Raw genomic sequence first — 23,686 nt, forward strand, 5'->3', positions numbered from 1 at the left:
TCTCCCGAAGTTCATCAGGAGGGGCGGCGATGGCCGACGACGTCGAAAAGCGAGCCGCGGTCGAAGCGAGAGCGGTGAACTACGCGGTGGGACGGCACCTGGCCTACCTCGAACGGGAGCCGGGCGGCGACGGGGTGGCGGTCCGCACCGGCGTGGTCGTGGGGTCCTGCGTGGACGCCGCCGAACCGGGGAGCACGTGGGTTCCGCTCGTGGACGCCGGGTCGCCGGAGACCGCCACGACCCGATTCGTGGCGGTCGCCGATCTCATCGGCGAGCTGACCGATCCCGGCGTGCCCCGACACCTGGCCGCGGACCGGCCCGTCCGTCCGCCGCGGCAACTCTTCCGCACCGGGCGGCACCGGCGCGACTGAACCGGTCCTCGCCCGAGGCCCCGGCCCCGCCTCTCGCGGTCCCCCGTGCTGGGCACGCGTGACCTGGAAACCGCTGGCTGGAAGGTCACGATCGGTTTCCTCAGCTGCGTCGCGTCGACGAGGCTCGGATACCTCCGGCCGAGAACTCCGGAAATTCCGGCGGCTCGGCTGTCTGCTGTGGACCGTCGTGGAGTGCGAGGCCGCGCCACGTCGCCCTGCCCCGGCCCGTCCAGGTTGCGCTGGGAGAAGCGGATTGCACAGTACTGGTCACGCGGGTCGGTCATGGCGCCCAGCTTGCCGGGCGGTGGTGACGGTCAGCCGATGCTGCGGAAGCGGGGGCGGCTTCGTGTTGTTGACCTTCGCCGGCGTGTGTGGTGGTCGGCATGACCCCGATCGTCGCTCCGCTGATCCCCACGACCGATCCGGCTCGATGACCGCGGGTCTGTCGCGGGTCCCGGCGATGTCGCAGCTGCCCCTTCCTCGGCCGGTGGTGCGCGTGCAAGCCACCACGCTCGAGTACGGCATCGCCCGGATCGATCGCTCGGGCCGGCTGTCTGTCCGCCCGGTGCTCGACCGGCTCGGGTGGTCGTCGACGGTGCGGCTGGCGCCCGCGGTGGTGGCCACGTCGGTGGATGCCGCCGCGACCACGGGCGACGATCCGGAACGGGATACATTGCTGCTGCGACTGCACACGGAGACCGGGTGTCGCCGCGGTGGCGCTCGGGGACTGCGGCCGCGAGACCTCGACGAGACCCAGTGTCTCGTGCATCTGCGGGAGAAGGACGGCACCAGCCGCTGCCACCCCATCTCAGGCGCTGGGCCGTTCGAGTAACCAAGGAGGTTGCGTCAGCGCCTCGACCGGCCGATTGCCCACGCAGCCGCGATCAGCCCAGCGACACAACAGCAGCAAGCACGGCAACTGCAGCGTTTCTCGTGCGCGCAACATCAGGCCGCGCAGACCGTCATAGAGCGCCTTCGACCCGAACTGCTGACCACCAAGCACGCCCGGGAGGCCGTCGGGCAGCCGGTGCAACTGCGGATTTCTTCTGCGAACTCCAGCCGCACAAGGTTTCGGGGTTGCGTGCCCGGGTCAGCTCCGCGTGCGGGCGCGATCTTGGCACGGAGTCGACTTCTGCGAGACCGGGGTCAGGTCCGTCAGGCGATCGGGCCACCTGTTCAGGCTGGGGGCCCCGCCTTCGCTGAGACAGGACATCGGCGGTCCTGTCTCGTTCCTGGCGTGGAGTCAGTTTGGTTGAAACCACGTTCGGCGGATCGGTCTCGGTGAATGTGGTTCCTGCGAAAGGCCCCTCACCGGTCCTCAATCCTCGTTAGGGTGGTGGTCATGACGTCGCGATCGGCTCCGATGACCTTCGTAAGGCGCTTCGACCATGTCGGCATCACCGTCGCCGACCTCGATGCCGTGACCGCGTTCTTCGTCAGCCTCGGACTGGAGGCCGACCCGAAGATGGCCGTCGAAGGCGAGTTCCTGGACACGGTGATCGGCATGACCGGCGCCCGCACCGAGATCGTCATGCTGCGACCGCCCGGCGGCGGTACGACCTTGGAGCTCTCGAGCTTCACGCGGCCGGACCATCTGCCGGGTTCGCCTGCCGCGCCGGCCAACGAGCTGGGCCTGCGCAACGTCGCCTTTGAGGTGCACGACCTGCGCGCCGCCGTCGACCAGGCCGCAGCCGACGGCTACGGACTGGTGGGCGGCATCGCCGAATACGAGGGGGTGTGGCGAATGGCCTACATCCGCGGGCCGGAAGGAATCATCGTCTCGTTGGCCGAGCGCATCGGGAAGTAAGGAGACATCATGAGCACGACCGTGACCGACGAACAGATTCAGGCTCTGGCCGCGACCGCGAAGTCCTACAGCTTGGCGCTCCTTCAGTGGGGTCCGGAGCGGACCGCGAACGGCGCGGACGCGATCGAACTCGAACACCAGCGACGGATGGTGTCGCTGCGCGCGGAGGGGGTGATCGCGATCCTGTGCCCGGTCGCCTCCGACACCGTGGCCGGCGTCGCGATCATGACCGTGCCGGCCGAAGAAGCCACGAAGATCATGGCCGAGGACCCCTGCGTGCGAGCCGGGATGATGCGCTGCGAGGTTCTCCCGTGCCACGGATTCCCCGGAGATACCCTTCCCGCATGACCGATCCCGGCCAGGGCAATCACCACATACCCAATCCCGGCGCACCACCTTCGCGCTACAGGTGCGACACCGGGCGCCCCCGGGAGGCGCACTTCCGTTCGCGCGACGGCGCTGTGCTGGTCGCGTCTGCGTGTCGACGTTTCGCACCCAAGGCCGCGACCGCATCATCAACGTGACGTGACGTCCTGCACGGCCTGCACGGCCTGCACGGCAACATCGGCCAGGTCGACTACGCAGTGGCCAAAGCCGGCATCATCGGTTTCACCACAACCACCGCCCGCCCGCTTCGGAGTCACTGTCAACGCCTTCTCCCCTAACGCCGAAACCCGCATGATCGCCTCGATCCCCGACGAGAACCGCGCCGAACTCACCGCCGCCATCCCGATGGGCCGTTTCGCCGACCCCAGCGAAATGTGCGCGGCCATCGGCTTCCTCGCCTCCGACGAAGCCGCCTACATCACGGGTGCCGTGCCGCCGGTTGACGGAGGCATGTCGATGTGAGCACCGCGCTCAGTCCTCGCCGGCCGCCTTCAGAACATGATGGCCTTCGGACAGTTGCCGTATCTCGATGCCGGGGAGCCGTAATGTGGCCACCGTCGTAGGGGTACCTCCACCTCGACGGTCCACTCTGGACCAGTTTGGTAGCACCGTCGAGGTGCTCCACGCGGAGTTGGCGGCCCTCCCCCAGCCCGGGTGTCGGGACGATCTGGGGAACCATGCCTTTTGCCGGTCGCGGGCGCCGAGGTGGTCGTCGAGCCACCTCCCCAGTGCGGTGCGCAAGTCGAGAGGTGCAGCACCGCTTCGGTGGCCAGGTGCGCGTCGGCCGTCCAGCCGTTCTTCTCACCTTCTGGCCGAGTCCGTGCCCGGCTCGATCCACGCGAGGCGATCGGACTCGATCGGCCGGACGATCCGCCGGGCTGGGTCGGTCCGCCGGCCGATCCAGGACGCGGGCCAGACGACCGGCCCCGACGTCACGACAGGTCCCCCGCGGGGAGCGCGGCGAGCGCCTTCTCGATGGCGTCCACCACGTCGAGTGGGGTATGGCTGAGCGGATCGCGCAACGAACGCCCCGGAGTCCAGCGCGTCGTGCGCCGGAACGCGGCGGCTCGGCCGGGATCGATCGCGCTGATCGCCCCCAGGACGGCCCGATACGCCTCGCCGTCGTCGACGATGGTGGCCAGGTCGCTGTCGAGGCTGAGTTCGGGGCGGGTTCGGCGAGGCCGGGGGTGGCGCTCCGTCCAGGTGTAGGTGCCGCTGCCGACTTCGTGTTCCGTGCCGGAGGGCAACCGGACGAGGGCACGGGTGTTGGCGGGCACCTCGATGTCGAACCGCACCAGCTCGCCGTCCCGGCGCCAGGCCGAAGACGCGCGCCCGTATGGCGTCTCGTGCCAGGCCGACGCGTCGTCCAGGAAGTCGAGCAGGGTTGGCGCAACACGGATGCGCCGGTATCCGGGTTCCAGCGGCGCCAAGCCGGCGACGACGCGGTGCAGCCAGTCCGCGACGGCGCCCAGCGCGTAGTGGTTGAAGGACGTCATCTGACCGGGGTTGATCGAGCCGTCCTCCAGCATCGAATCCCACCGCTCCCAGATGGTGGTGGCGCCCATCGTGACGGGATAGAGCCAGGACGGGCTCTCCGTCTGGGCGAGCAGGCGCGCCGCGGTGTCCACGTGGCCGGTCGCGGTCAGGGCGTCGCAGATGATCGGCGTGCCCACGAACCCGGTCGCGATGTGGTAGCCGTACGCCCGCACGAGGTGACGCAGCCGCTCTCCCATCGCGGCTTTCTGCTCGCCCTCGACGATACCGAACGCGATCGCGAGAGCGTAGGCGGTCGGCGCGTCGGACATCATGCGCCCCGCGGCCGTGGTGTAGGTGGCGCGGAACGCCTCGCCGACGCGCAAGGCCAGTTCTCCGTAGCGGCCCGCGTCCTCGGCCCGGCCCAGCACCGCGGCGGCCTTCGCGGTGAGATCGGCGGACCGGAAGTAGTAAGCCGTGGCGACCAGGCCGGGGTCCGTCTTGGCCCGGCCAGGCTGGTCCGGTGGCGCGTCCGGGTCGAGCCAGTCGCCGAACTGGACACCGTTCTCCCACAAGGGACTTCCTCCGGTGCGCGCGGTGACCGTGTCCACCCAGGACTTCATGGCAAGGAAGGAATCAGACAGCGCACCGTGGTCGCCGAAGCGTTCACTGAGGACGGTCGGCACCACGGTGATCGCGTCACCCCACGCGGCGACCGGCTCCAGCTGGCCCGGCACCTGGGGGATCACCGCGGGAACCACCATCGGGACCACGCCGTCGGCCGCCTTCTGCTCCAGGCGCACGTCCTCCAACCAGGACTGCAGGAACGCGCTGCAGTCGAAGAGGAATGCCGCTGTCGGTGCGAAGACCTGGATGTCTCCGGTCCACCCGAGTCGCTCGTCGCGCTGGGGGCAGTCGGTCGGGATCGAGAGGAAGTTGCCGCGCATCCCCCACACGACGTTCTCGTGAAGCCGGTTCAGCAGGGCGTGCGAGGTTGAGAAACCGCCGGTGCGCGGCAGGTCCGTGTGGACCACCGCGGCTGAGATCGCCGACGGCGAGAATTCACCCGGCCAGTCGTGGATCTCGACGTACCGGAACCCGTGGAACGTCCACTTCGGCTCCCACGTCTCCTCGCCGTCGCCGCGAAGGGTGTAGCGGTCGGTGGCGGCGGCGTTGCGGAGCGGCCGCGTCCCGAGTTCACCGTGCTCGAGCACTTCGGCGTGGCGCAAGGTGATGGTGTGTCCCCGAGGGCCGGTGACGGCGATCCTGACCCAGCCGACGAGGTTCTGGCCGAAGTCGAGAACGGTGTTGCCGGCCGGTGTGGTCAGGACCTGCACCACCTCGCTGCGCTCGATCACGCGCACAGGCGGGCTCGTCCGGGGCTCCGGCCGCACATCCGGAACGTCGACCAGAACCACCGGGCTCCAGGTGTCGTCCGCCCGGAGACTCGCCCCATCCGGGTCGTGCAGCCGCGCGTCGTAGGTCTCGCCCTGGTAGATGCTCGCCGAAACAACAGGGCCGAACGACCATCGCCAGTTCTCGTCGGTGATCACCGTGTCGGCCGTGCCGTCTTCGTACTCGATCACCAGCTGGGCCGCGGCCGCCGGGTTGCCTTCGTAGAACCGCCGCGCGCGATCGCGGAACCCGAACGCCTCGGTGTACCAGCCACCGGCCAGCTCGATCCCGACGGTGTTGCTCCCCTGCCGCAGGTGCGCGGTCACGTCGGTGACGTCGAACAGCAACCGCCACTGGTAGCTCGTCCAGCCCGGCTTCAGCACCGCGTCGTCGACCGCGGCCCCGTTGAGGCGGACGTCGTAGGCGCCGAAAGCCGTTGCGTAGAGGAAAGCCCGCCGGACCGGACCGCGCGCCTCGAACGTCGTGCGCAGCAGGTGTGGTTCGTCCGAACCGGACCCGACGAACCGGGCACGCCACTCGGAGGAGCCGAGAAACCCCGCTGTCACCTCGGTCGGTGCGCTCCACGGCGACACCGACCCGTCGGTTCCCCGCACCCGCACTCGGACACCGGTGGTCTCGCGCGGGTGCAACGGCGCGAACGGCCACGCGACGAAGACCGATTCGTCGCCCTCGATCGTCGCCGTGGTGCGGACGCCGCCGAGAGCGAGCTCGATCTCGGCGCTCGCCTGGACCCAGTTGTCCGTGCCGGCCACCGTCGTCCACGACAGTCGCGGGGACGCGGTCGCCACGAACTGTTCGGCGGACGAGCCGATGCGGGGAGCGTTGACAGTGACGGGAGCGTCACTCGTCATCAAAGAGCCTCCTTGGCGGTGAGGGCACTGGTCTTGGACGGCGGAGCCGGCGCTGGACCGGAACCGGTGCGCAGCCGGCGGATGATGAGCGTTCCGACGAGGCCGGACACCAGCGCGAAGACAGCCAGCAGGTAGTACAGGCCGGCCGGGCTCCACGCGATCAGCGCGGGCGTGACGAGCGCGAACGCCGCGGCGATGAATCGGGCGATCGCGATCGTGAAGCCCTGCACCGTCGCGCGGGCGTTGACCGGGAACGACTCCTGGGTCCAGATCTTGTAGAGCGCCTCCCCCACAAAGGGGAACGAGACGTTGTACAGCACCAACGCGGCGATCATCGCCGGCAGCACGACGCCGCCGGTGACGGCGATCAGGAGCTGACAGGCGATGAAAACCAGAACGCCCGCGGCGAAGAACCGGCTGCGCCACTTCGTGTCCGCGATGCGGGTGAACACGATCGTGCCGACGAGGCCGACCAGCGTGGTGCCGAACGACAGTCCGGTCGCGACCGTCTGCGTCGTACCGCCGACGGTGACGAGGAAGTAGGTCTTGAACGACCCGAAGGTGTTGGCCACCAACGTGAAGAACAGGTAGAAGAGCGCGGTCAGCGCGATCAGCAGGAGCGAATTCCGGTTGCGCAGCAAGGCTCCGAGCGGCAAGGCCTTGTCGGGGTCCACGCCTGCGGTGGTGTACCGGACCTGCGCCTCTCGCTCGAGCCGGCGGAAGGGCGGGTAGAACGAGCGGAACACGAACGTGGCCACTGCCAGCACCGCGAGGATGCCGAAGATCAGGCTGATGCCGGGCACACCCAGGCCGGACACGGCGAAGCCCAGCAGCGTCGCGATGACGACGCCGATCGTCCACATGACGTGCGTGAAGGCGACGAGACGGCCCTGCGTTCCTTCGGGAGCCCGCTCGGAGAGCACGGCGAGCGAGGTCGGCAGATCGGCGCCGGCGGCCATGCCCAGCACGATCACGCCAGTCACGAGCACAGGCGCGCTGGGCGCCAGCGCCACGGTCACTGCCGCGGCCGCGTACAGCAGGATCGTCAGCGAGAACATCCGGCCGCGACCCACGAGGTCGGCCAGGCGCCCACCGGTCAGCGAGCCGACGGCGATGAACAGCGTCAACGCGGACCCGAGCACCCCGACCGTCCACACGTCGAGATCGAACGCCTTCTTCCACAGCGCCAGGCCCAAGCCCACCGAGATGATCGCCCCGGAGTCCAGCAGCGACGCCATTCCCGCGGCGACCGCGAGCATCCAGTGTCTGCGTTGCAGCACGGCGGTTCCTGCGGCGGTGTTCTCGGCCATGAGGTCTCCTTCTTCGTCGAAGCAGCACGCCGTTGGTAATACGTTTTACCTCGACGCGGGAGGCATCACACCACATGACCTCTGGGTACCGTCAAGACTGGGGAGCACGATGAGGTAAAACGATTCAATAACGCGACGGCCGGACTGCCCGGAGGCGGACATCACTGCGGGACGGTGGACGCCCGCACGACCAGCTCAGGGGAGAACTCGATCTGCGGCCGGGGTAGACCGCCGGACGCGTTGCCGGCCGAGTTCAGTGCGTCGATCTCAGAGAAGAGCAAGTCCGCCACGGCGGTCCCCAGCTCCGCTTGCGGAGTGCTGATCGTGGTCAGCGGCACGATCGTGGACCGAGCGAACTCGATGTCGTCGTACCCGACCACGGCGATGTCGGCCGGCACCCGGACGACATTCGCCGCCACGAAGGCCTGCACGACGCCGATGGCCAGCAGGTCATTGGCACAGAACAACGCGTCGGGGCGTTCCGTGGCCGGGCGTCTCACGAGCGCCTCCGCACAGGCGATCCCGGCTTCGACCGAGCGCTCCGGCACCGGGATCACCTCGAGCGTGACGCCAGGCGCCGCATGGACGGCGGACAGCGCGCCGTTGAGCCGGTCGGCCACTTGCTTGAGTTCGAGAGACGAGGAGACGAAGCCGATGCGCTTGCGTCCCTGCTCGATCAGGTGCGCGGCGGCCAGCCGGCCGCCGGCGACGTGGTCGATCGAAACCGACGCCTGAGCCGGGGATTCCGCCCTGCGTGCGCTGAGCACGCTCGCGATGCCGATGGCGCGCATGCGGGACAGCTCGGCCTCCACGTTGCCCACGGGGGCAATGATCACGCCACTCACCTGCTGCTTCGCGAACAGCTGCAGGTAGCTGCGTTCGCGCTGCTCGGATCCGGTGTCGTTGGCCATCAGCATGTACATGCCTTCGGCCGACACCCGCCGCTCGATGGCGGCGGCGATCTCCGGGGTGGTGGCGCCGGCGAGCTCGAACGCGATGTAACCGATGACCGGGCTGACGCCGGTCCGCAGGGTACGCGCGGCGTCGTTGGGCACGAAGCCGAGCGTGTCGACCGCCTGTCGGATCCGCTGCCGCGTGCCCTCGGAGAGCTTCCGCGGCCGGTGGAAGTAGTTCGAGACCGAGGCCGGGGACACCCTCGCCAGCTCCGCGACGTCCCGAATGGTGATCCTGTTCAGCCGACTGTTCCTCTCCCCGCACGTCCTTCAAGTCCATGTTAGTGCAGGTGCGGGTGATGCCGGCTCGCCCCGCACCGCGCCGGCCGGACCGCGCGTGCGTCCGGATCCGGACAAATCCTTGCTCCTCATCCGGACGGTCCTCAAGATTTCTCCTGTCCGCCCTCGCCAGGGCGCGGCTCGTTCGTACCGTCCCCACCGATCCCTCCACTCAACGGGGAGAAAGAGGCAGTCGAATTGAAACGATTCACCCGATGGAGAACGTCGTCGCTTTGCCGATGGACCACTGCCGGAGTCATCGCCGCCGTCGCCCCCGTGCTCGTCATCTCTGGTCAGGCGTCCGCAACCGGCTTCAACACCGACGGCGCGCCAGGCCTGAACACCTCCGCCTGGAAGTCGTACGTTCTCGGCCCGTCGACGCCTGACGTCCACCCGGTCCAGGCCGAGGGCCGCGGCGATATGACCCACCCGCAGTCCTTGGTGAAGGAGCACGGCCCCGCGGCAACGCTCACGACCAAGGCAGGCGGCGCGCCGGCGTCCATCCTGCTCGACTTCGGCAAGGAGGTCGGCGGGACGCCGTACCTCGATCTCACGAAGGTCACCGGCTCCCCCACCCTGACCCTGGTCACCTCCGAGGCGCGGCAGTACATCCGCACGCCCGCCGCGACAACGGTGTACACGGCGGCGGCAGGCGGGGCCACCCAGGTCACCCTGGCGTCGGCGGCGAACCTCGAGGTCGGCAACACGATCGCCTTCGCCGCGGCCGGCGGCAAGCCCGTCACCCGCACCATCACGGCCTTCGACAGCACGGCGCGGACCGTGACCGTCGAGCCCGCGTTGCCGACGGATCTGGTCGCGGGCACCACCGTCTCCACGTCACCGGGAGCGCCCAGCTCGGACGAGTCCCGTGGCCTCGCCGGTGTCGGCGGTCCGGACACCTTCCAGCCCACCGGGGCGGGACGGCTCACGGGCGGTTTCCACGGCGGCTTCAGGTTCGCGTTGCTCACCGTCTCCTCCCCGGGCAGCGTCAGCCTCTCCTCGCTCGGGGTGAACTTCCAGGCGTTCCGCGCGACGCCCGCCGACTACCAGGGCTGGTTCCTCTCCAGCGACGACCAGTTGAACCGCATGTGGTACTCCGGTGCGTACACGCTGCAGATGAACATGAAGGCGCCTGGGCTCAACAGCCTGCCCGACGCACGCATCTACGACGGCGCCAAGCGCGACCGCAGCATCTGGACCGGTGATCTGCTCGTCCAGATCCCCACGCTGCTGACGAGTCTCGGCAACGCCGGGGCGCCGTACGTGAAATCGTCGCTCGACACGTTGCTGGCCACCCAGCGCGCGGACGGGGCGTTCCCGGGCTCGCCGGACTTCTCGAAGCGCACCTCGCCCGCGGGTTCGCCCCTGTTCTACTCGAACAACTACTCCGGGTACGGGGCTCGCGCGTTCATCGACTACTTCCGCTACACCGGGGACAAGGCCTACATCACCGCGGCGCTTCCCGCGCTGCGCAAGGAACTGGCGTACAACAGGACGTTCCTCACGGTCGACAACCTCGTGGTCTCCAACGACCGCGACTACTGGCAGGCGAGCCAGACCGGCGAAGTCACCAAGTACAGCATCGACTACTACATCCTTCTCCGGGAGATGGCGTGGCTCGAACGCTCCGTCGGTTCGGCCGCCCTCGCCGACGCTGATGACGCGAAGGCGGACGCCATCAAGACCGCGGTCATGGGCAAGCTGTGGAACCCGACGCTGGGCGCGTACGGCCAGAGCAGCAGCAAGCCCGACGTTCTCGTCGAAGACGCCAACGCACTGGCGCTGCAGTACGGCTTCGTCCCGGCAGGAAAGGAAGCCGGTGTCCTCGCGGCCATGAAGACACTGTGGACCCCGTACGGCGCGATCATGGGCCCTGGGCTTCAGGACCCGACCGGGCACACCATCGAGCCGTTCGCCAACGGGATGGAGACGGCCGGCCGGTTCGCCGCCGGTGACACCGCCGGCGCGCTGGACCTCATGCGGCGCACGTGGGGTCCGATGATCGACAAGAAGAATCCCCTCTACACCGGCGCGTTCTGGGAGTTCAAGAACAGCACCGGTGGCGTCAACCGCGCGACGGCCAGCCTCGCGCACGGATGGGCCGCGTCTCCGTCCGTGCAGCTGACCGAGCAACTCCTCGGCGTGACCGCCGTGAGTGCCGGCTACCAGTCCTGGAGCATCGCCCCGCACCCCGGCACGGTTCGCTGGGCGAGCGGCGCCGTGCCGACCGCCTTCGGGACCATCAAGACGGAGTGGACCTCCGACCCGAAGTCCGGCCGGTTCACGCTCACCGCGCAGACCCCCGCAACCACCACCGGCACCATCGCGGTTCCGGTCGGCCGCAATTCGGTGGTCACCGTCAACGGCCGCGCTGCCAAGGAACTCGGCTCCCGGGCGAAGACGTCCGGCGGCTCCGTGGTCCTGACCCTTCCCGGTGGCACATACCAGATCACGGTGACACAGCGCTGATCAAACCTTCTCGATCCGGGCGGGCCGTTGTGGAGTGCGATCTCCGCGACGGCCCGCTCCACGCCGAAACCACTGCACCAATGGAGGTGTGAAGTGTTCGCAAACCCACCGAAAAGAACGTCGTCGTTGCTGACCATCTGCGTGTCGGCGGTGACCGCTGCCGCGCTGGTGGCTCTCGCGCCCACCGGAACCGCCCAGTCGGATCTGCGCAGTGCCGCACAGGTGGCCACTGAGCTGACACAAGGAACCGACGGTCTGCAGCCTCTGGCGGGCGGCCTCTCCCCCGACCGATTCGCTCACCCCGACACGCGCTTCAAGCCGGCGATGCGGTGGTGGTGGCAGAAGCCGCTCGACGACAGCGAAGCGCTGCGCGAGCTGCAAGTGATCGCCGACGCCGGCTTCGGCGAGGTCGAGATCGCGTTTTCCTCGGACGCGTGGGCCACCGACGAGCAGCGCACGATCCTCGGCCAGGTGCTGGACAAGGCAACGCAGCTCGGCATCAAGGTGTCGATGACGATGGGTGCCGCTTGGCCGGTGCAGACCCCCGGCACCGGCGCGGGCAGTGGGTTCGCGTCGCAGGAACTGCAGTACGGCCGGGCTCACGTCACCGGCGGGCAGAGCTTCTCCGGGTCGGTGCCTCCCGCGATCGACGCCGCCCAGCAGACCCAGCCCGCACAGCTGGTCGCGGTCACCGCGGCTCGCGTCGTGTCCGCCGGGCCCGACCTCACCTCACCCGGCCAGCCGCCGGCGAAGTCGACGGTGCTGGATCCCCAATCCCTGACCGATCTCACCGCCCAGGTGAAAAACGGGGCCCTCACGTGGAAAGCCCCCGCCGCGGGCGACTGGGAGCTGTTCGCGTTCTGGTCACGTGAGAACAAGGGAAACTACACGAACCCCTTCGACGCCGACGCGTCACGCAAGGCGACGCAGGACCTCGATCAGATCCAGATCGGCAAGGACAACGCGCCGAAGCTGAAGAATGCCGGCGCGGACCTGTTCGAAGACTCGCTCGAACTGCACGCCACCTCCATCTTCTGGACCCCGAAGATGGAGAGCGAGTTCCGCGGCCGACGCGGCTACGACATGGCCAAGTACCTGCCGCTGATGTTCGTGCAGGGTGAGTCGGACTTCCCCGTCCCGCCCAAGGAACCCACCCCGGACTTCTCCCTCACCGACGGCTCGGCGAGCAAGGTCCGCCACGACTACTACGAGACGCTCACCGACCTGTACATCGCCGACCACCTCGAGGTGTTCCAGGACTGGGCGAAGCAGTACGGCATGCAGTACAAGGCCCAGGCCGCGTATCTGCAGGACCTCGAACCGATCCGCAGCTTCCGCTCGTTGCAGAGCTTCGGGGGAAGGTCGGAGACGGAGTCCCTCGACGCCGGCGAGAACCTGCCGATCTCGCCCGACGACCCCGCCTGGCGCAACTCCCTGGCGTTCCAGCAGACGATCGCGTCCGGCGTGCACCAGGGAGGCGGTGACCTGCTGAGCGTGGAGCTCGGCGCGTTCTTCAAACCGGCGTACAGCACGAACCTCGACGACTACCGGGACCTGATGGGCAAGGAGTGGGCCGCGGGCGTGTCCCAGCCGTTCATCCACGGCTTCGCCCTCCAGGCACCCGACGCCGCGTGGCCGGGCACGACGCGCTTCAACGAGACGGTCACCGACAGCTGGAACGACAAGACCTTCCCCCAGTGGTCGAGCTGGTCGGCATTGAACAGCTACTTCGCGCGCGGTACCAGCGTTCTCGAGACCGGAACAGCCAAGACCGACGTCGCGGTGTACAGCGACTCCTTCCTGTCCCCGCGCGGTCACCAGTCTCCGTTCGACGCGCAGCGGCTCGAAGAACAGGGCTTCTCCGTCGAGTACCTCGACCCGCAAGGCCTGGCCCAGGATGCTCGGCCGGACCATGGTGAACTGTTCACCGGCACCTGCGGCTACCGCGCGCTGGTGATCGATCAGCGGTCGATCACCCACGACGCGTCGGCCGCGGTCCTGCGGGCCGCGAAGGCGGGTGTCCGCGTCGTGTTCGTCGGCTCGCTCCCCGACCACGACACCACTTACGCCAGCGGCGCCAAGGGCGATGCGGAAGTCAAGAACAACGTCGCCGCGACGCTGAAGCTGCCGTCGGCGACGAAGGTGGCGACCCAGAACGACGTCGCCGGCGCGCTGAGGCGGCTCAGCCTCGTTGCGCGGGTCGCGTCGGGCGGCACCCAGATCCTCTCCCAGTGGCGCGAGGTCAAGGGCGGCGCGTACGTCTACCTCTACAACCCGTCCGACCACCCGGTCACGTTCACCCCGTCGTTCGGCGTCCAGGGTGTGCCGGCGGAGATGAACCTTTGGGACGGCTCGATCTCACCGATCGCCCAGTACGCCACCGGCAGCGGACGCACCAGCGTTCCCGTGACCCTGCAGGGCGGTCAAGCCGAGGTCGTCGCGATCAACGCGAACGCCAAGCCGGCCGTCCACGTCACCGGAAGCCTGCCCGCGGACGGGAACTTCCTCGTGAGCAACGGAAAGATCGTCTTCCGGGCGACGGAATCCGGCGGGCAGACCTTCCAGCTGTCCAACGGCCGCAAGACCGACGTCAACGCCGTGGTGCGCACGGACGACGACAAGCCACTGTCTGGCATCCCGTCCAGCCGGCCCTCCACCATCGACCAGTGGAGCCCGTGGGGGCTGACCGTGAAGACGGTGACGCCGACCGGCAGCGCGACGGTGTCGATTCCCAGCGGGCTCGGTGATTCGCAGTTCCAGCAGTTCAAGCTCAAGGACTGGCGCGACATCACCCAGCTGAACGGCGAATCCGGTGTGGGCACCTACAGCGCCACCACCGTCCTGCCCGACGGATGGCACGCCAACGCCGCCGAAGGCGTGCAGCTGAACCTAGGCCACGTCGACGGAACCGCCGACATCACGGTCAACGGCCAGCTCGTCGGCACGCAGATCACGGACGGCCGGCAGTGGGACATCACCCGCTGGCTGCACCCCGGCACCAACGCCGTCCAGATCGCGGTGCGCACGACGCTGCGCAACGCGGTGTCGAAGTACAACAAGAAGTCGACGGCCAGCCAGCCTTATGGGCTTCGCGGGCCGGTGACGCTCACGCCCTACCAGGATTACGTCGTGTACAACGGCAAGTAGTCCACGAAACAGAAGCGGCGCCGAGGAAGTTCCTCGGCGCCGCTTTTGTTTGCTCAGGCGGTCAGGACACCGTGATGCGACCGCGGAGCGGAAGGTCCTCCGACGAGGTGCCCACGCCGACGGTGTAATTGCCCGGAACCACGGTCCACCCGGTGCTCGGGCTCAGCCAGACCGCGAGTTCGTCGCGCGGGACGTCGAGCGTCACCGTCGTGCTCTGACCCGGCTTGAGGGTGACCTTGGCGAACGCCTTGAGCTGCTGCGCCGGCTCCTGTGCCGCGTCGGGTGCCGCGACGTAGAGCTGGACGACCTCCGAACCGGCCCGCCGACCGGTGTTGGTGACCGTCGCCTGGGCCCGGAGTCCGCCCCCGGTACGGGAAAGACGCAGGTTGCCCAGGCGGAAGGTCGTGTAGGACAGGCCGAAACCGAACGGGAACAGCGGTTTCTCGCCGGAGTGCTGGTACCAGCGGTAGCCGATCGCCAGACCTTCGTCGTAGTACACCTGGACACCGTCGCCGGGGAACTCGACGGCGGTCTTGGCGGGCCCCTGCTGGTCGGAGGCGGGGAACGTCTCGGGCAGGCGACCACCCGGCTCTTCGTCGCCGAACAGCATGGCGGCCAGCGCGTTCCCCTGCTCCTGGCCGGCGTACCAGTTCGCGATGACCCCTTTGACGCTGCCCAGCCACGGCATCAGGACCGCGCCGGAGGTGTTGAGCACGACCACGGTGTTCGGATTGGCCTTCGCGACCGCGGCCACCAGCTCGTTCTGATCAGCGGGCAGAGCGAGCGTCGAGCGGTCCATACCCTCGCTGGTCAGGTCGGCGAGCACCACTACCGCCACCTCGGCCGCGCGGGCGGCGTCGGCGGCCGCCTGGTGGAGCTTGTCGTAGCCGGCCTGGGAGCCGAGTACCAGCGACGTGCGCGGCGCGCGGCCCCCGGCGGGAGCGGCCGACACGTAGGTGACCTCGAGGGTGTGGCTCCCTGCGGTCAGGGTGACCAGGCCGTTCTGGACGGATTCGCGGCCGGGCAGCGCGGTGAGCACCTTCTTGCCGTCGATGCTCAGTGTGGTCACCCCGCCGACGCTGAGGCTGAAGCGGTAGCCCCCGGCTTCGGCGGCGTTGAAGGTGCCGGTGTACCGCGCGGACCAGCCGTCGGTCTGAGCCGCGACCGCCGCCGGAGTCGCGGTGACGTTCAGGGCGGCCACGGTCTCGGTTCCCAGCGGGTCACCGGTCAGGTCGATGGACGCGTAGTAGGTGGCCTTGAGACCGGAGCCGAACGCCGCCGCGGGCACGGCCGGCAGCGCGGCGATGCCGAGGGTGCCCTGCGCGTAGGTGACCGGGATGGACCCGGCCCGCGCACGGATCCCGGCCAACGGCGTCACGACCGTGCCGTTGGGGTTGACGCTGCCCGAGCCGCCGCCGTGGGTCTGCGCGCCGGCGTCGGCGGCGTTGCCGATGACCGCGATGCTGCGGGGCCGGCCCAGCGGCAGCACGCCGTTGTTCTTCAGCAGCACGCTGCCTTCGACACCGATGCGGCGAGCCAGCGTGAGGTGCGCCGGCGTGGAGACCACGGTGTCGACGACGGTGGCCGGGTCCGGCAACGGGTGATCGAACAGCCCGACGCGGATCATCGCCGTGAGCACCTGGGTCACCATGGTGTCGAGCTGCGCCTCGCTGACGCTGCCGTTCTGCACCGCGGCTTTGAGCGCGTCGCCCAGGTAGGCACCGCCGGGCATTTCCGTGTCGGAGCCGGCCTTGGCGGTCTGGACCGTGCTGTGCGTGCCGCCCCAGTCCGACATGACCATGCCGTCGAAGCCCCACGCGTCGCGCAACGCGTCCTGGACGTTGATCCGGTTCTCGTGGGCCCAGGTGCCGTTGACCTTGTTGTACGACGTCATGACGGCGCCGACCTCGCCCTGCTGCACGGCGGCCCGGAACCCCGGGTAGTAGATCTCCTGCAGCGCGCGAGCCGACACGACCACGTCGATCGAGTTGCGCAGGATCTCCTGGTTGTTGGCGGCGAAGTGCTTCACCGTCGAGATGACGTGGTTGGTCTGGATGCCGCGGATGGTGGCGGCCGCCAGCTGCCCGTTCAGAAAGGGGTCTTCGGTGTAGGTCTCGAACGAGCGCCCCCAGTGCGGCAGGCGGAGGATGTTGATGCAGGGTGCCAGCGCGATGTTGTGTCCCTTGCCTGCCTGCTCGGCGCCGTAGGCCTTTCCGTAGTCGGTCGCGGTGGCGGGGTTCCAGGTGGCGGCCAGTGCCTTGGAGTCCGGCCACTGCGTGACGCCGGTGGACCCGTTGCCGACGCCGCTGGGTCCGTCCGCCAGCCGCAGCGCTGGGATGCCGAGCCTGTCGTTGGCGGGGATGTGCCCGGTGAATCCCTTGGTAGCCGGAATCCCGTGGCAGTAGGCGATCTTCTCGTCGAGGGTCATCTTGGCCACGAGCTGCCGGGCCTTCTTCACGGCCGCCTGCGCCTGTGCCGACGGGGGCGGTGGCGTCGCGAGGGGGCCGGCCGGGAGCGCGGCCGCGGGGTCGGCCGCCGCCAGGCCGGCGGGGGTCACCGCCACGACACCGGCGGCGGCGACCCCCGCTCCGGACCACTTCAGCATCGAACGACGGGTGAGGCCCATCGATTGTCTCCTTCGGGGTGGGGTTTCCAGGGAGAGCTGTGTCCGATGTGGCCGGTCGGCCACATCGGACACAGCCGATCAGTTCGTCGTGGTGAACGAGTGCTGGCCGGCACCGACGGTGTAGACGGCATCGGCGACGCGGCGGGCCCCCGGCCCGGAGGCCTGGATGTTCCGCCCGGCGGCGACCGGGACGTGCACGGTGGCGGTCACACCCGGCGGAACGGTGACCTGGAGCCGGAACCCGTGGGCGGATTTCGTCCACGTGCTGCTGACCGTGCCGTACGGAGTCTGGTAGCTGCCCTCGGCGTGGGTCAGGCCGCCGACGATCGCGGGCGCGATGGTGAGGTCGCGGTAGCCGACCGACCCGTCCGTCTGCTGAATGCCGGCGAGCCCGTGGATGAACCACGCGTCCACGGCGCCGAGGAAGTGGTGGTTCTGCGAGCCGCCACCGTCCAGGCTCTCCGACAGCGTGGTGTGGCCGCTGGCGATCAAGTACCCGTAGCCGGGCGAGGTCGGGTTGACGACCATGTCGTAGATGACGTCGTCACGGTTCCCGGCCTCGAGCGCCCGGAAGAGCGGCCCGAGTGCGACCGAGCCGGTGGTGATGTGGTTGCCGGCCTTGCGCACCGATCCCACCAGCCGGTCGAGCACCGCGGCGCGGTCGGCCGGGGCGACCAACCCGGCGTCGAGGGCCATGGCGTTGGAGGCTTCGCTGTCGCTGCCGTAGTAGACGCCGGTCGCGTCGACGTGGCGGAAGCGCGTGGTGAACTCCGCGGCGAGCTGTGCGGCCAAGGCGGTGTACTTCTCGTGGTCGGCGGTCTTGGCGAGGACCTTCGCAACACCGGCCATGTTGCTCGCCGCGGTGTAGTAGCCGGCGAGGATGGCCAGCTGCATCGGCGTGGTGTTGTCCGTCGCGGACCAGTCACCGAGCCCGGGGATGTCGCCGTTGTTGGCGGCCTTGTTCTTCGCCTCGTAGTCGAGCCAGGCCACCATGTTGTCGTAGAAGGTCGCCATGGTCCGGGTGTCGCCGTAGGTGAGGTAGAGCTGCCAGGGGATACGGATGACGGCGCCGCCCCAGTTGACTTCGTCGAGGAACTCGATCGTGCCCTGGGGCTTCGTCTGCGTGGTGGGCGCGACGCGGTGGAACTCCGGGGCGATGTTGGCGATCAAGCCCGGCGACACGTCGCCCGGCTGCCGCTGCGCGGTGGCCATGTTGCGCACCAGCTGGGGCTCGTAGGCCGACATGTCGTAGTCGGTGAGCAGGGCGTCGAGGTTCTGCAGGTTGTCGCCGGTGTACGGACCCTTCTCGCGGTCCGGGCAGTCGGTCATGACCGACATCATGTTGCTCTGGATCGCCCGCTCGGTGACCGTGTGGATCTGGTTGAGCAGGTCGCTGGACGAGGTGAAGTCACTCGCGCTCGGGTTAGCCGCGTGGATGACGTCCACGGTCACGGTGTCCTTGGCCGGCGCCGTGCGCAGACCACTCACCTGCAGGTAACGGAAGCCGCTATAGGTGAACTGCGGGTGCCACGTTTCCTTGCCGTGCCCGGAAAGGGTGTACCGGTAGGCGATCTGGCCGCCCGGTTTCGCGCCGGTGCTGGCGATGTCCAAGGCGCCGTCGGCGGCGAGGCTCTCCGCCGGGATCATCGTCACGGTGTCACCCGCTCGTCCGGAGACCGACACGCTGGGCCAGCCGGAACGGTTGGCCCCGAAGTCGAGGATGTACGAGCCGTCGGCGAGCTTGCGGATGCTGGTCGGCCGCACGGTCTGTGCGACGGTGACCGGCGGGCGCGGGTTGGCCCGCAACGGTGTGGTGTCGCGCGGCGTCGTGGCTTGCGTGAGCGTGACCGGGCTCGCCTGCTGCCAGCCCGCGTTGGTCAGCGCGGCGGCCGAGGTCGGTGACTGGCTCGCTCGCCGGGCGTCGTACTCTTCGCCGCTCCACCACGAGGAGAAGGTGGTGGCGCCGAGCGCCGTCCGCCAGGTGCCGTCGCTGGAGACGACCTCCCGATGCCCGTCCTGGTAGGTGATCTCGAGCTGGGCGATGATCTTGGGCTCGCCGTACACGGTGTACTTCTCGAGGGTGCCGCCGAAGAAGTACCGCCCGGGTGTCTTCACACGCTGGTACGTGCCGCTGCCGGTCTCCATGCCGATGGTGTTCGTGCCCGACCGGAGTGCCCTGGTGAGGTCGTAGGTCCGGTAGTCGACCTCGGCGGAGTAGGTGGTCTGGCCCGGTTCGAGCACGGCGTCGCCGACCGGCCGGCCGTTGATGGTCGCGGCGTACATACCGAGCCCGGTCGTGTAGAGGCGAGCTTGCTTCACCGCACCGTGCACGGCGAACGACTTGCCGAAGACGGGCAGCGGAGTTTCCTTGCCGTCCGGCTGGGTGTAGTCGTACGACGGGTTCTCGACCCAGCGCGCCGACCAGTCGGAGGCGGACAGCAGCCCCATCTCCCAGCTCGACGGATCACTCCAGGTCGAGACGCGCCCCGTGGTGTCCCACATGCGGACCTGCCAGCTCACATGGTCGCGGGAGTGCAGGGCCGGGCCGGCATACGGGATGTTCGAGGTGCTCGCGGAACGGACTTTCCCGCTGTCCCACAGGTCGCGTTTCCCCGGCTGGGACGGTGACTCGAGGGTCGCGCGGATCTCGTAGGCCGCCTGGCCCACCGAGCCCTTCCCCGGCAGCCAGCTGAGCAGCGGCTTGCCGGCGTCGATCCCGATCGGGTCGGCGAGGTTCTCGGTCTTGAGTGAGGTCGGCTTCGCCGAGCTGCTCGGTGCGGCGGCGGCGGTTGCCGATCCGGACACGGCCAGCAGCGCGACGGCGAGGAGTGTGAGGACAGGGCGCCGGCGGTTCATCGGAAATCCTTTCAGCCGGAAATGGGGACGGGCGGGTTCTTGCTCTGCTGCGCTACGCACGGTTCACGATCCGAACGGGCCCCAGCAGGCCCGCCGGCTTGAGTTCGGTGCCGGCGGCGATGTTCTTCAGCGGCGGTTGCACGTACGCGACCGGCGTGGCTCCGGGCTGCTGATCGCCGACCAGCCGGTTGAACCAGCTGTTGGTGACCTTGACCTGAAGGGTGTTCCGGCCGCCGCGAAGCGCACCGGTGATGTCGAGCCGGTACGGGGCCCGCCAGGCGATGCCCGCGTCGGCACCGTTGATCGTGACCTGGGCGATGTCGTGCACCTCCCCCAGGTCGAGGATCACGCGACCGCCCATTTTGGCCCAGTCCGCGGGCGCGTCGAAGGTCGTCGAATACGTGGCGGTGCCGGAGAAGTACCGGATCCCCGGGTCGCTCTCCTGTGTGAAGGACCGGAGGAACGCGAAGTTCGCCTTGGCCGGCGCGCCCCGATCAACGGGGAAGTCGACCTGCCACGCACCGGCGACCGCACCGATCTGCCGATCCGCGGCCACCGTCACGGTCTTCGACCCGGGCTTGCCGTGCGAGACGACGAGGAAGATCGAGTCGGCGGGTCCGAGGTCGACGGTCAGCTGCGTGGCGCCGCTGGTGGCGTCGAACGTGATGGGAGCCGTCTGGCCCGACACCGGATCCCAGGTTTCCACCGCACTGCCCGCCGAACGCAGTGTCAGCGGAATCGTGGTGCGCACGTTGCGGCGGTTGACGACGAAGTAGATGTCCGCCGAGTCCGTGCGACGGTGCGTCAGCCACAGAGGTTCGTTGGCGGTCAACGGATCCATGGCGTCGAGCCGGAAGGTCCAGTCGGGCGTGACCGCGAGCTCGGCGAGCGCCTCGGCCGCGGTGACGCCACTGAAAACACGACCAGCACCGACGACGCGGTCACGCTGCTCGCCGTCGCCCCACAAACGCGTGGCCAGCTTCTGGAACTCCGCGTCGTCGTCGGCCAGGCTCCGTGACCCGAGCGGTTTCGGCCCGGCGATCGCCGCGCCGGCGTCCACGAACCCGGCGAGCTTGCGCAGCACCGCCAGCGTGATCGGCTGGGCATCGCCGCCGAGCTGGAGCAGCGCGTACGCCTGGCCGGAGCGAGTGCCGATCCGGCCGTCGCGCACCGACATCTCGTTCAGGATGACCGTGCCGTTGACGAAGTCGTAGTCGTACCCGATCGGCTGGTCGGTCTGGCGGAAGGTGCGGCCCCACACGCCGGTCGCGGGGGCTTCCTGTCCGTAGAAGTACGCGACGTCGGCGACGTGCGTGCCGCGCGACAGCAGCCAGCTGCACCGCGACAGGTACGTCGTCCACGGCTTCGCCAACTCGGCCCAGGTCTCCAGCCGGGTGAAGAACGACCCGATGCCGTTCAGTGTCACGCCGGGACCGCGGTCGAGCGGCTGATGCACCGAGGTGTGGATCATGAACCGGGTCGCGCCCTGGGCGAGCATTTCGTCGGCCAGCGGCTTGAGATCCTTCGGGGTGAAGCCCTGCGGGGTGAAGGTGAACGCCTCGACCGCGGCGTGCGGCCGGCCGTAGATGTGCGCGACCGACGCGGCGCCACGCGTGTCGACCCGGTAGGTCTCGAACGACTGGTCTCCCGGCGCGAACGCCTCCCCCGACGCGCCCATCGGGAAGTCCGCGTACTGCCGCATCTCCAGGTCGTCGCCGAACCAGCCGCGTTTGTCCTCCTGCGCCTCGGCGTAGGTGCGCTGGATGCCGCGTTTGTGGGCTTCGGCCGGGATGACCTGGTAGTGGTTCTGGGCCAGCAGCTCATTAAGCGTCCGCCGCCAGTCCCACAGGAACTTGTCCGCGTCGGCGGCGCTGTCGACAGGGACACCGGTGAGCACCGGCAGGTGCGGAACCGGGTCGTAGCCACGGCGCTCGCGGAACTCGTCCAACAGCGATTCGGTCCAGTTCTGGTAACCCGCTTCGTAGCTGTCGTTGAGCAGGCCGGTCAGGCCGCGGCGGCCGAAGAGGTCCTTGCCGGCGGCGTCGGTGAGCATGTCGAGGTAGGTGTTGAGGTACTTGCGGACGCGGCCGGCGTCGAGCTTGTCGACCTCCAAGCCGGTGGCCGCGGTCGACGCCGGGCCGTTCTGGTGACCGGTGAGGCTGTACCCGAGGCGGACCACCACCCACGTACCGGCCGGCGCCCGCCAGTTCAACGTCCCGTCCGGGGCCATCCGGCCGGTGAGGTCGACGACGTCGGACCGCCGGACCGCCGCCACGCCGCCCTGGGAAGGGGTGGCGACGTGGTAGTAATTCGCCGTCTGCCCGAACCCCGCCTTCACCTCGAACTCGTGCACGGTCGCGACGGTGCGCAGGATCAAGCTCGCCAAGGCGATCGGAGCCGACGACGGCGCGGTGGAGCTCTGGCCGAACACGACCTTGAAGTACTTGGCCGTGGTCTGCGGGACGAACAGGGTGCGCTGCACCCCGCTGTAGACACCCTGTGTCAGCAGTGTCCACTGCCGACCGTCATCGCTGCTGTAGACCTGCGCCGACGGCCCGTACTCGACGACGTCGTTCCACCCGCTGAACGCGGCACCCGCGGCGATCGTGACCCCGGTGACCGTGACCGGGCGCTGGTATTCGAAGCGCACCCAGGTTCCGCCGGCCCCCGGAGCGGGCAGGTACTGGGCGTCGGCGACCGAAGCGTTCGACAGCTTGGCGACCTCCAGCGAGACACCCTGGTCGCCGTTCGACGTCGGCGCCGCCTTCGGGTCGGCCTGCAGCCCGCTGGCGAAGACCTCGGGTGCGAGAGCCGCTTGGTTCTGGGTTCCGTTCGGGACGCGGTAGGCGAACACGCGCGCGTCCCGGTAGAAAGCAGGCAACGGGGTAGGCGTGGACGAGGCCGCCGCCGCATCCCCGAACTGGCCGGCGACCGCGGGCGGTTGCGGCAGCTTCACCTGGCTCTGCCCGCCCGAGACCCACGTCTCGGTCCACACGTACTTCTTCATCGCGTCTTCGGCCGTCACCCAAGGCCCGCCGGTCTCCGACCACCCCGGTGAACAAGCGACGTCGGCCTCGAGGCCGAGCCGGTCGGCCTGCTGCATCGCGTAGCGGAAGGCCGCCTTCCAGCCGTCGGACATGTACGGCAACGGATTCGGCACGACCACGGGCACCCGGCCCGCGCCGTCGAAGTTCACCATCCCGCCGATCCCGGCGCGTTTGAACCACTCCAGGTCGGCCTTGATGCCCTCCTGGGTGATGTTCTGGTTCATCCAGTGCCACCACACCCGGGGCAGGACTTCCGCCGGCGGCGTTCTGAACCCGCCGAGCACGTCCGAACCGTCCAGTGCCGAAGCGAGCCGCGGGAGGGCCAAGCGCACCGGCTCGGCTCCGCCGGACGGGGCGACGCTCAGCCCTGCCTGGGACTCCAACTCTCCGGCCGCCTCCGCCGCGGTGCCCGGCAATGCCGCGGCACCCGCCGCGCCGAGCGCGACCACGGCCGCGCCACGCAGAAACCCTCGCCTGCTCGTTGACATCACTGTCCTCGTTTCGTCGAGCTGAAACGATTCATGCGAATCTAGACCCGACTGAGCGCCGCCGGCAATCCTGCGAAAGTTCCGAGTTTCGCTTGTACGCCACCAAGTACGCGTCGAAAACCGTGTGCTGGACGCACGAAAACATCCCCCGCCGCCTGCCTGAGCAAAGCGGTATCGGGGTGTCGCGATGGTGCTGACGTGCTCTA

At 69.0% G+C, this 23,686-nt stretch carries 13 protein-coding genes; 7 read left to right on the top strand and 6 right to left on the bottom strand.

Annotated features, from left to right (window positions below):
• Window positions 1-29 precede the first annotated feature (29 nt).
• The 5 genes from AB0M56_RS15965 to AB0M56_RS15985 all read left to right on the top strand — a co-directional run bounded on the left by AB0M56_RS15965 (window position 30) and on the right by AB0M56_RS15985 (window position 3,027).
• Window positions 30-371: a hypothetical protein gene (locus tag AB0M56_RS15965; protein ID WP_364176018.1), complete on the top strand. Its 342-nt coding sequence runs from the start codon at window positions 30-32 to the stop codon at window positions 369-371.
• 430 nt (window positions 372-801) lie between these two features.
• Window positions 802-1,203 (top strand): hypothetical protein, encoded by a 402-nt coding sequence (locus tag AB0M56_RS15970; RefSeq protein WP_364176021.1) that lies wholly within the window; start codon window positions 802-804, stop codon window positions 1,201-1,203.
• 531 nt (window positions 1,204-1,734) lie between these two features.
• A complete protein-coding gene (locus AB0M56_RS15975) occupies window positions 1,735-2,178 on the top strand; it encodes a VOC family protein (protein ID WP_364176024.1) in 444 nt (147 codons plus the stop codon).
• A gap of 9 nt (window positions 2,179-2,187) precedes the next feature.
• Window positions 2,188-2,526, top strand: a complete 339-nt coding sequence (locus AB0M56_RS15980) for a hypothetical protein (RefSeq protein WP_364176026.1) — start codon at window positions 2,188-2,190, stop codon at window positions 2,524-2,526.
• 330 nt (window positions 2,527-2,856) lie between these two features.
• Window positions 2,857-3,027: an SDR family oxidoreductase gene (locus tag AB0M56_RS15985; protein WP_364176029.1), complete on the top strand. Its 171-nt coding sequence runs from the start codon at window positions 2,857-2,859 to the stop codon at window positions 3,025-3,027.
• A 470-nt stretch (window positions 3,028-3,497) separates the two neighbouring features.
• On the opposite strand, the gene AB0M56_RS15990 is transcribed toward AB0M56_RS15985, so the two are convergent.
• From AB0M56_RS15990 to AB0M56_RS16000, 3 genes are all read right to left on the bottom strand, one after another.
• Window positions 3,498-6,305 carry a family 78 glycoside hydrolase catalytic domain gene (locus AB0M56_RS15990; RefSeq protein WP_364176032.1) on the bottom strand — a complete coding sequence of 936 codons (2,808 nt, stop codon included), beginning with the start codon at window positions 6,303-6,305 and terminating at the stop codon, window positions 3,498-3,500.
• Window positions 6,305-7,615 carry an MFS transporter gene (locus tag AB0M56_RS15995; protein WP_364176035.1) on the bottom strand — a complete coding sequence of 437 codons (1,311 nt, stop codon included), beginning with the start codon at window positions 7,613-7,615 and terminating at the stop codon, window positions 6,305-6,307. The genes AB0M56_RS15990 and AB0M56_RS15995 overlap by 1 nt, the downstream gene beginning before the upstream one ends.
• A 161-nt stretch (window positions 7,616-7,776) precedes the next feature.
• Window positions 7,777-8,811 (bottom strand): LacI family DNA-binding transcriptional regulator, encoded by a 1,035-nt coding sequence (locus AB0M56_RS16000; protein ID WP_364176415.1) that lies wholly within the window; start codon window positions 8,809-8,811, stop codon window positions 7,777-7,779.
• A 312-nt stretch (window positions 8,812-9,123) separates the two neighbouring features.
• On the opposite strand from AB0M56_RS16000, the gene AB0M56_RS16005 reads away from it, so the two are divergent.
• Together AB0M56_RS16005 and AB0M56_RS16010 are read left to right on the top strand one after the other, a co-directional pair.
• Window positions 9,124-11,316 (top strand): alpha-L-rhamnosidase C-terminal domain-containing protein, encoded by a 2,193-nt coding sequence (locus AB0M56_RS16005; protein ID WP_364176039.1) that lies wholly within the window; start codon window positions 9,124-9,126, stop codon window positions 11,314-11,316.
• A gap of 93 nt (window positions 11,317-11,409) precedes the next feature.
• Window positions 11,410-14,463: a glycosyl hydrolase gene (locus AB0M56_RS16010; RefSeq protein ID WP_364176042.1), complete on the top strand. Its 3,054-nt coding sequence runs from the start codon at window positions 11,410-11,412 to the stop codon at window positions 14,461-14,463.
• A gap of 61 nt (window positions 14,464-14,524) precedes the next feature.
• Here the strand turns inward: AB0M56_RS16010 and AB0M56_RS16015 are convergent, their stop codons facing one another.
• The 3 genes from AB0M56_RS16015 to AB0M56_RS16025 form a co-directional block, all read right to left on the bottom strand.
• Window positions 14,525-17,089, bottom strand: a complete 2,565-nt coding sequence (locus tag AB0M56_RS16015; RefSeq protein ID WP_364176045.1) for a glycoside hydrolase family 3 C-terminal domain-containing protein — start codon at window positions 17,087-17,089, stop codon at window positions 14,525-14,527.
• A gap of 78 nt (window positions 17,090-17,167) precedes the next feature.
• On the bottom strand, window positions 17,168-19,945 hold the full coding sequence (locus AB0M56_RS16020; protein ID WP_364176047.1) for a family 78 glycoside hydrolase catalytic domain: 2,778 nt from the start codon (window positions 19,943-19,945) through the stop codon (window positions 17,168-17,170).
• 52 nt (window positions 19,946-19,997) lie between these two features.
• Window positions 19,998-23,480 carry a glycosyl hydrolase gene (locus AB0M56_RS16025; protein ID WP_364176050.1) on the bottom strand — a complete coding sequence of 1,161 codons (3,483 nt, stop codon included), beginning with the start codon at window positions 23,478-23,480 and terminating at the stop codon, window positions 19,998-20,000.
• Window positions 23,481-23,686: the final 206 nt, after the last annotated feature.

The organism is Amycolatopsis sp. NPDC051372 (genome assembly GCF_040682095.1).
GTDB lineage: Bacteria > Actinomycetota > Actinomycetes > Mycobacteriales > Pseudonocardiaceae > Amycolatopsis.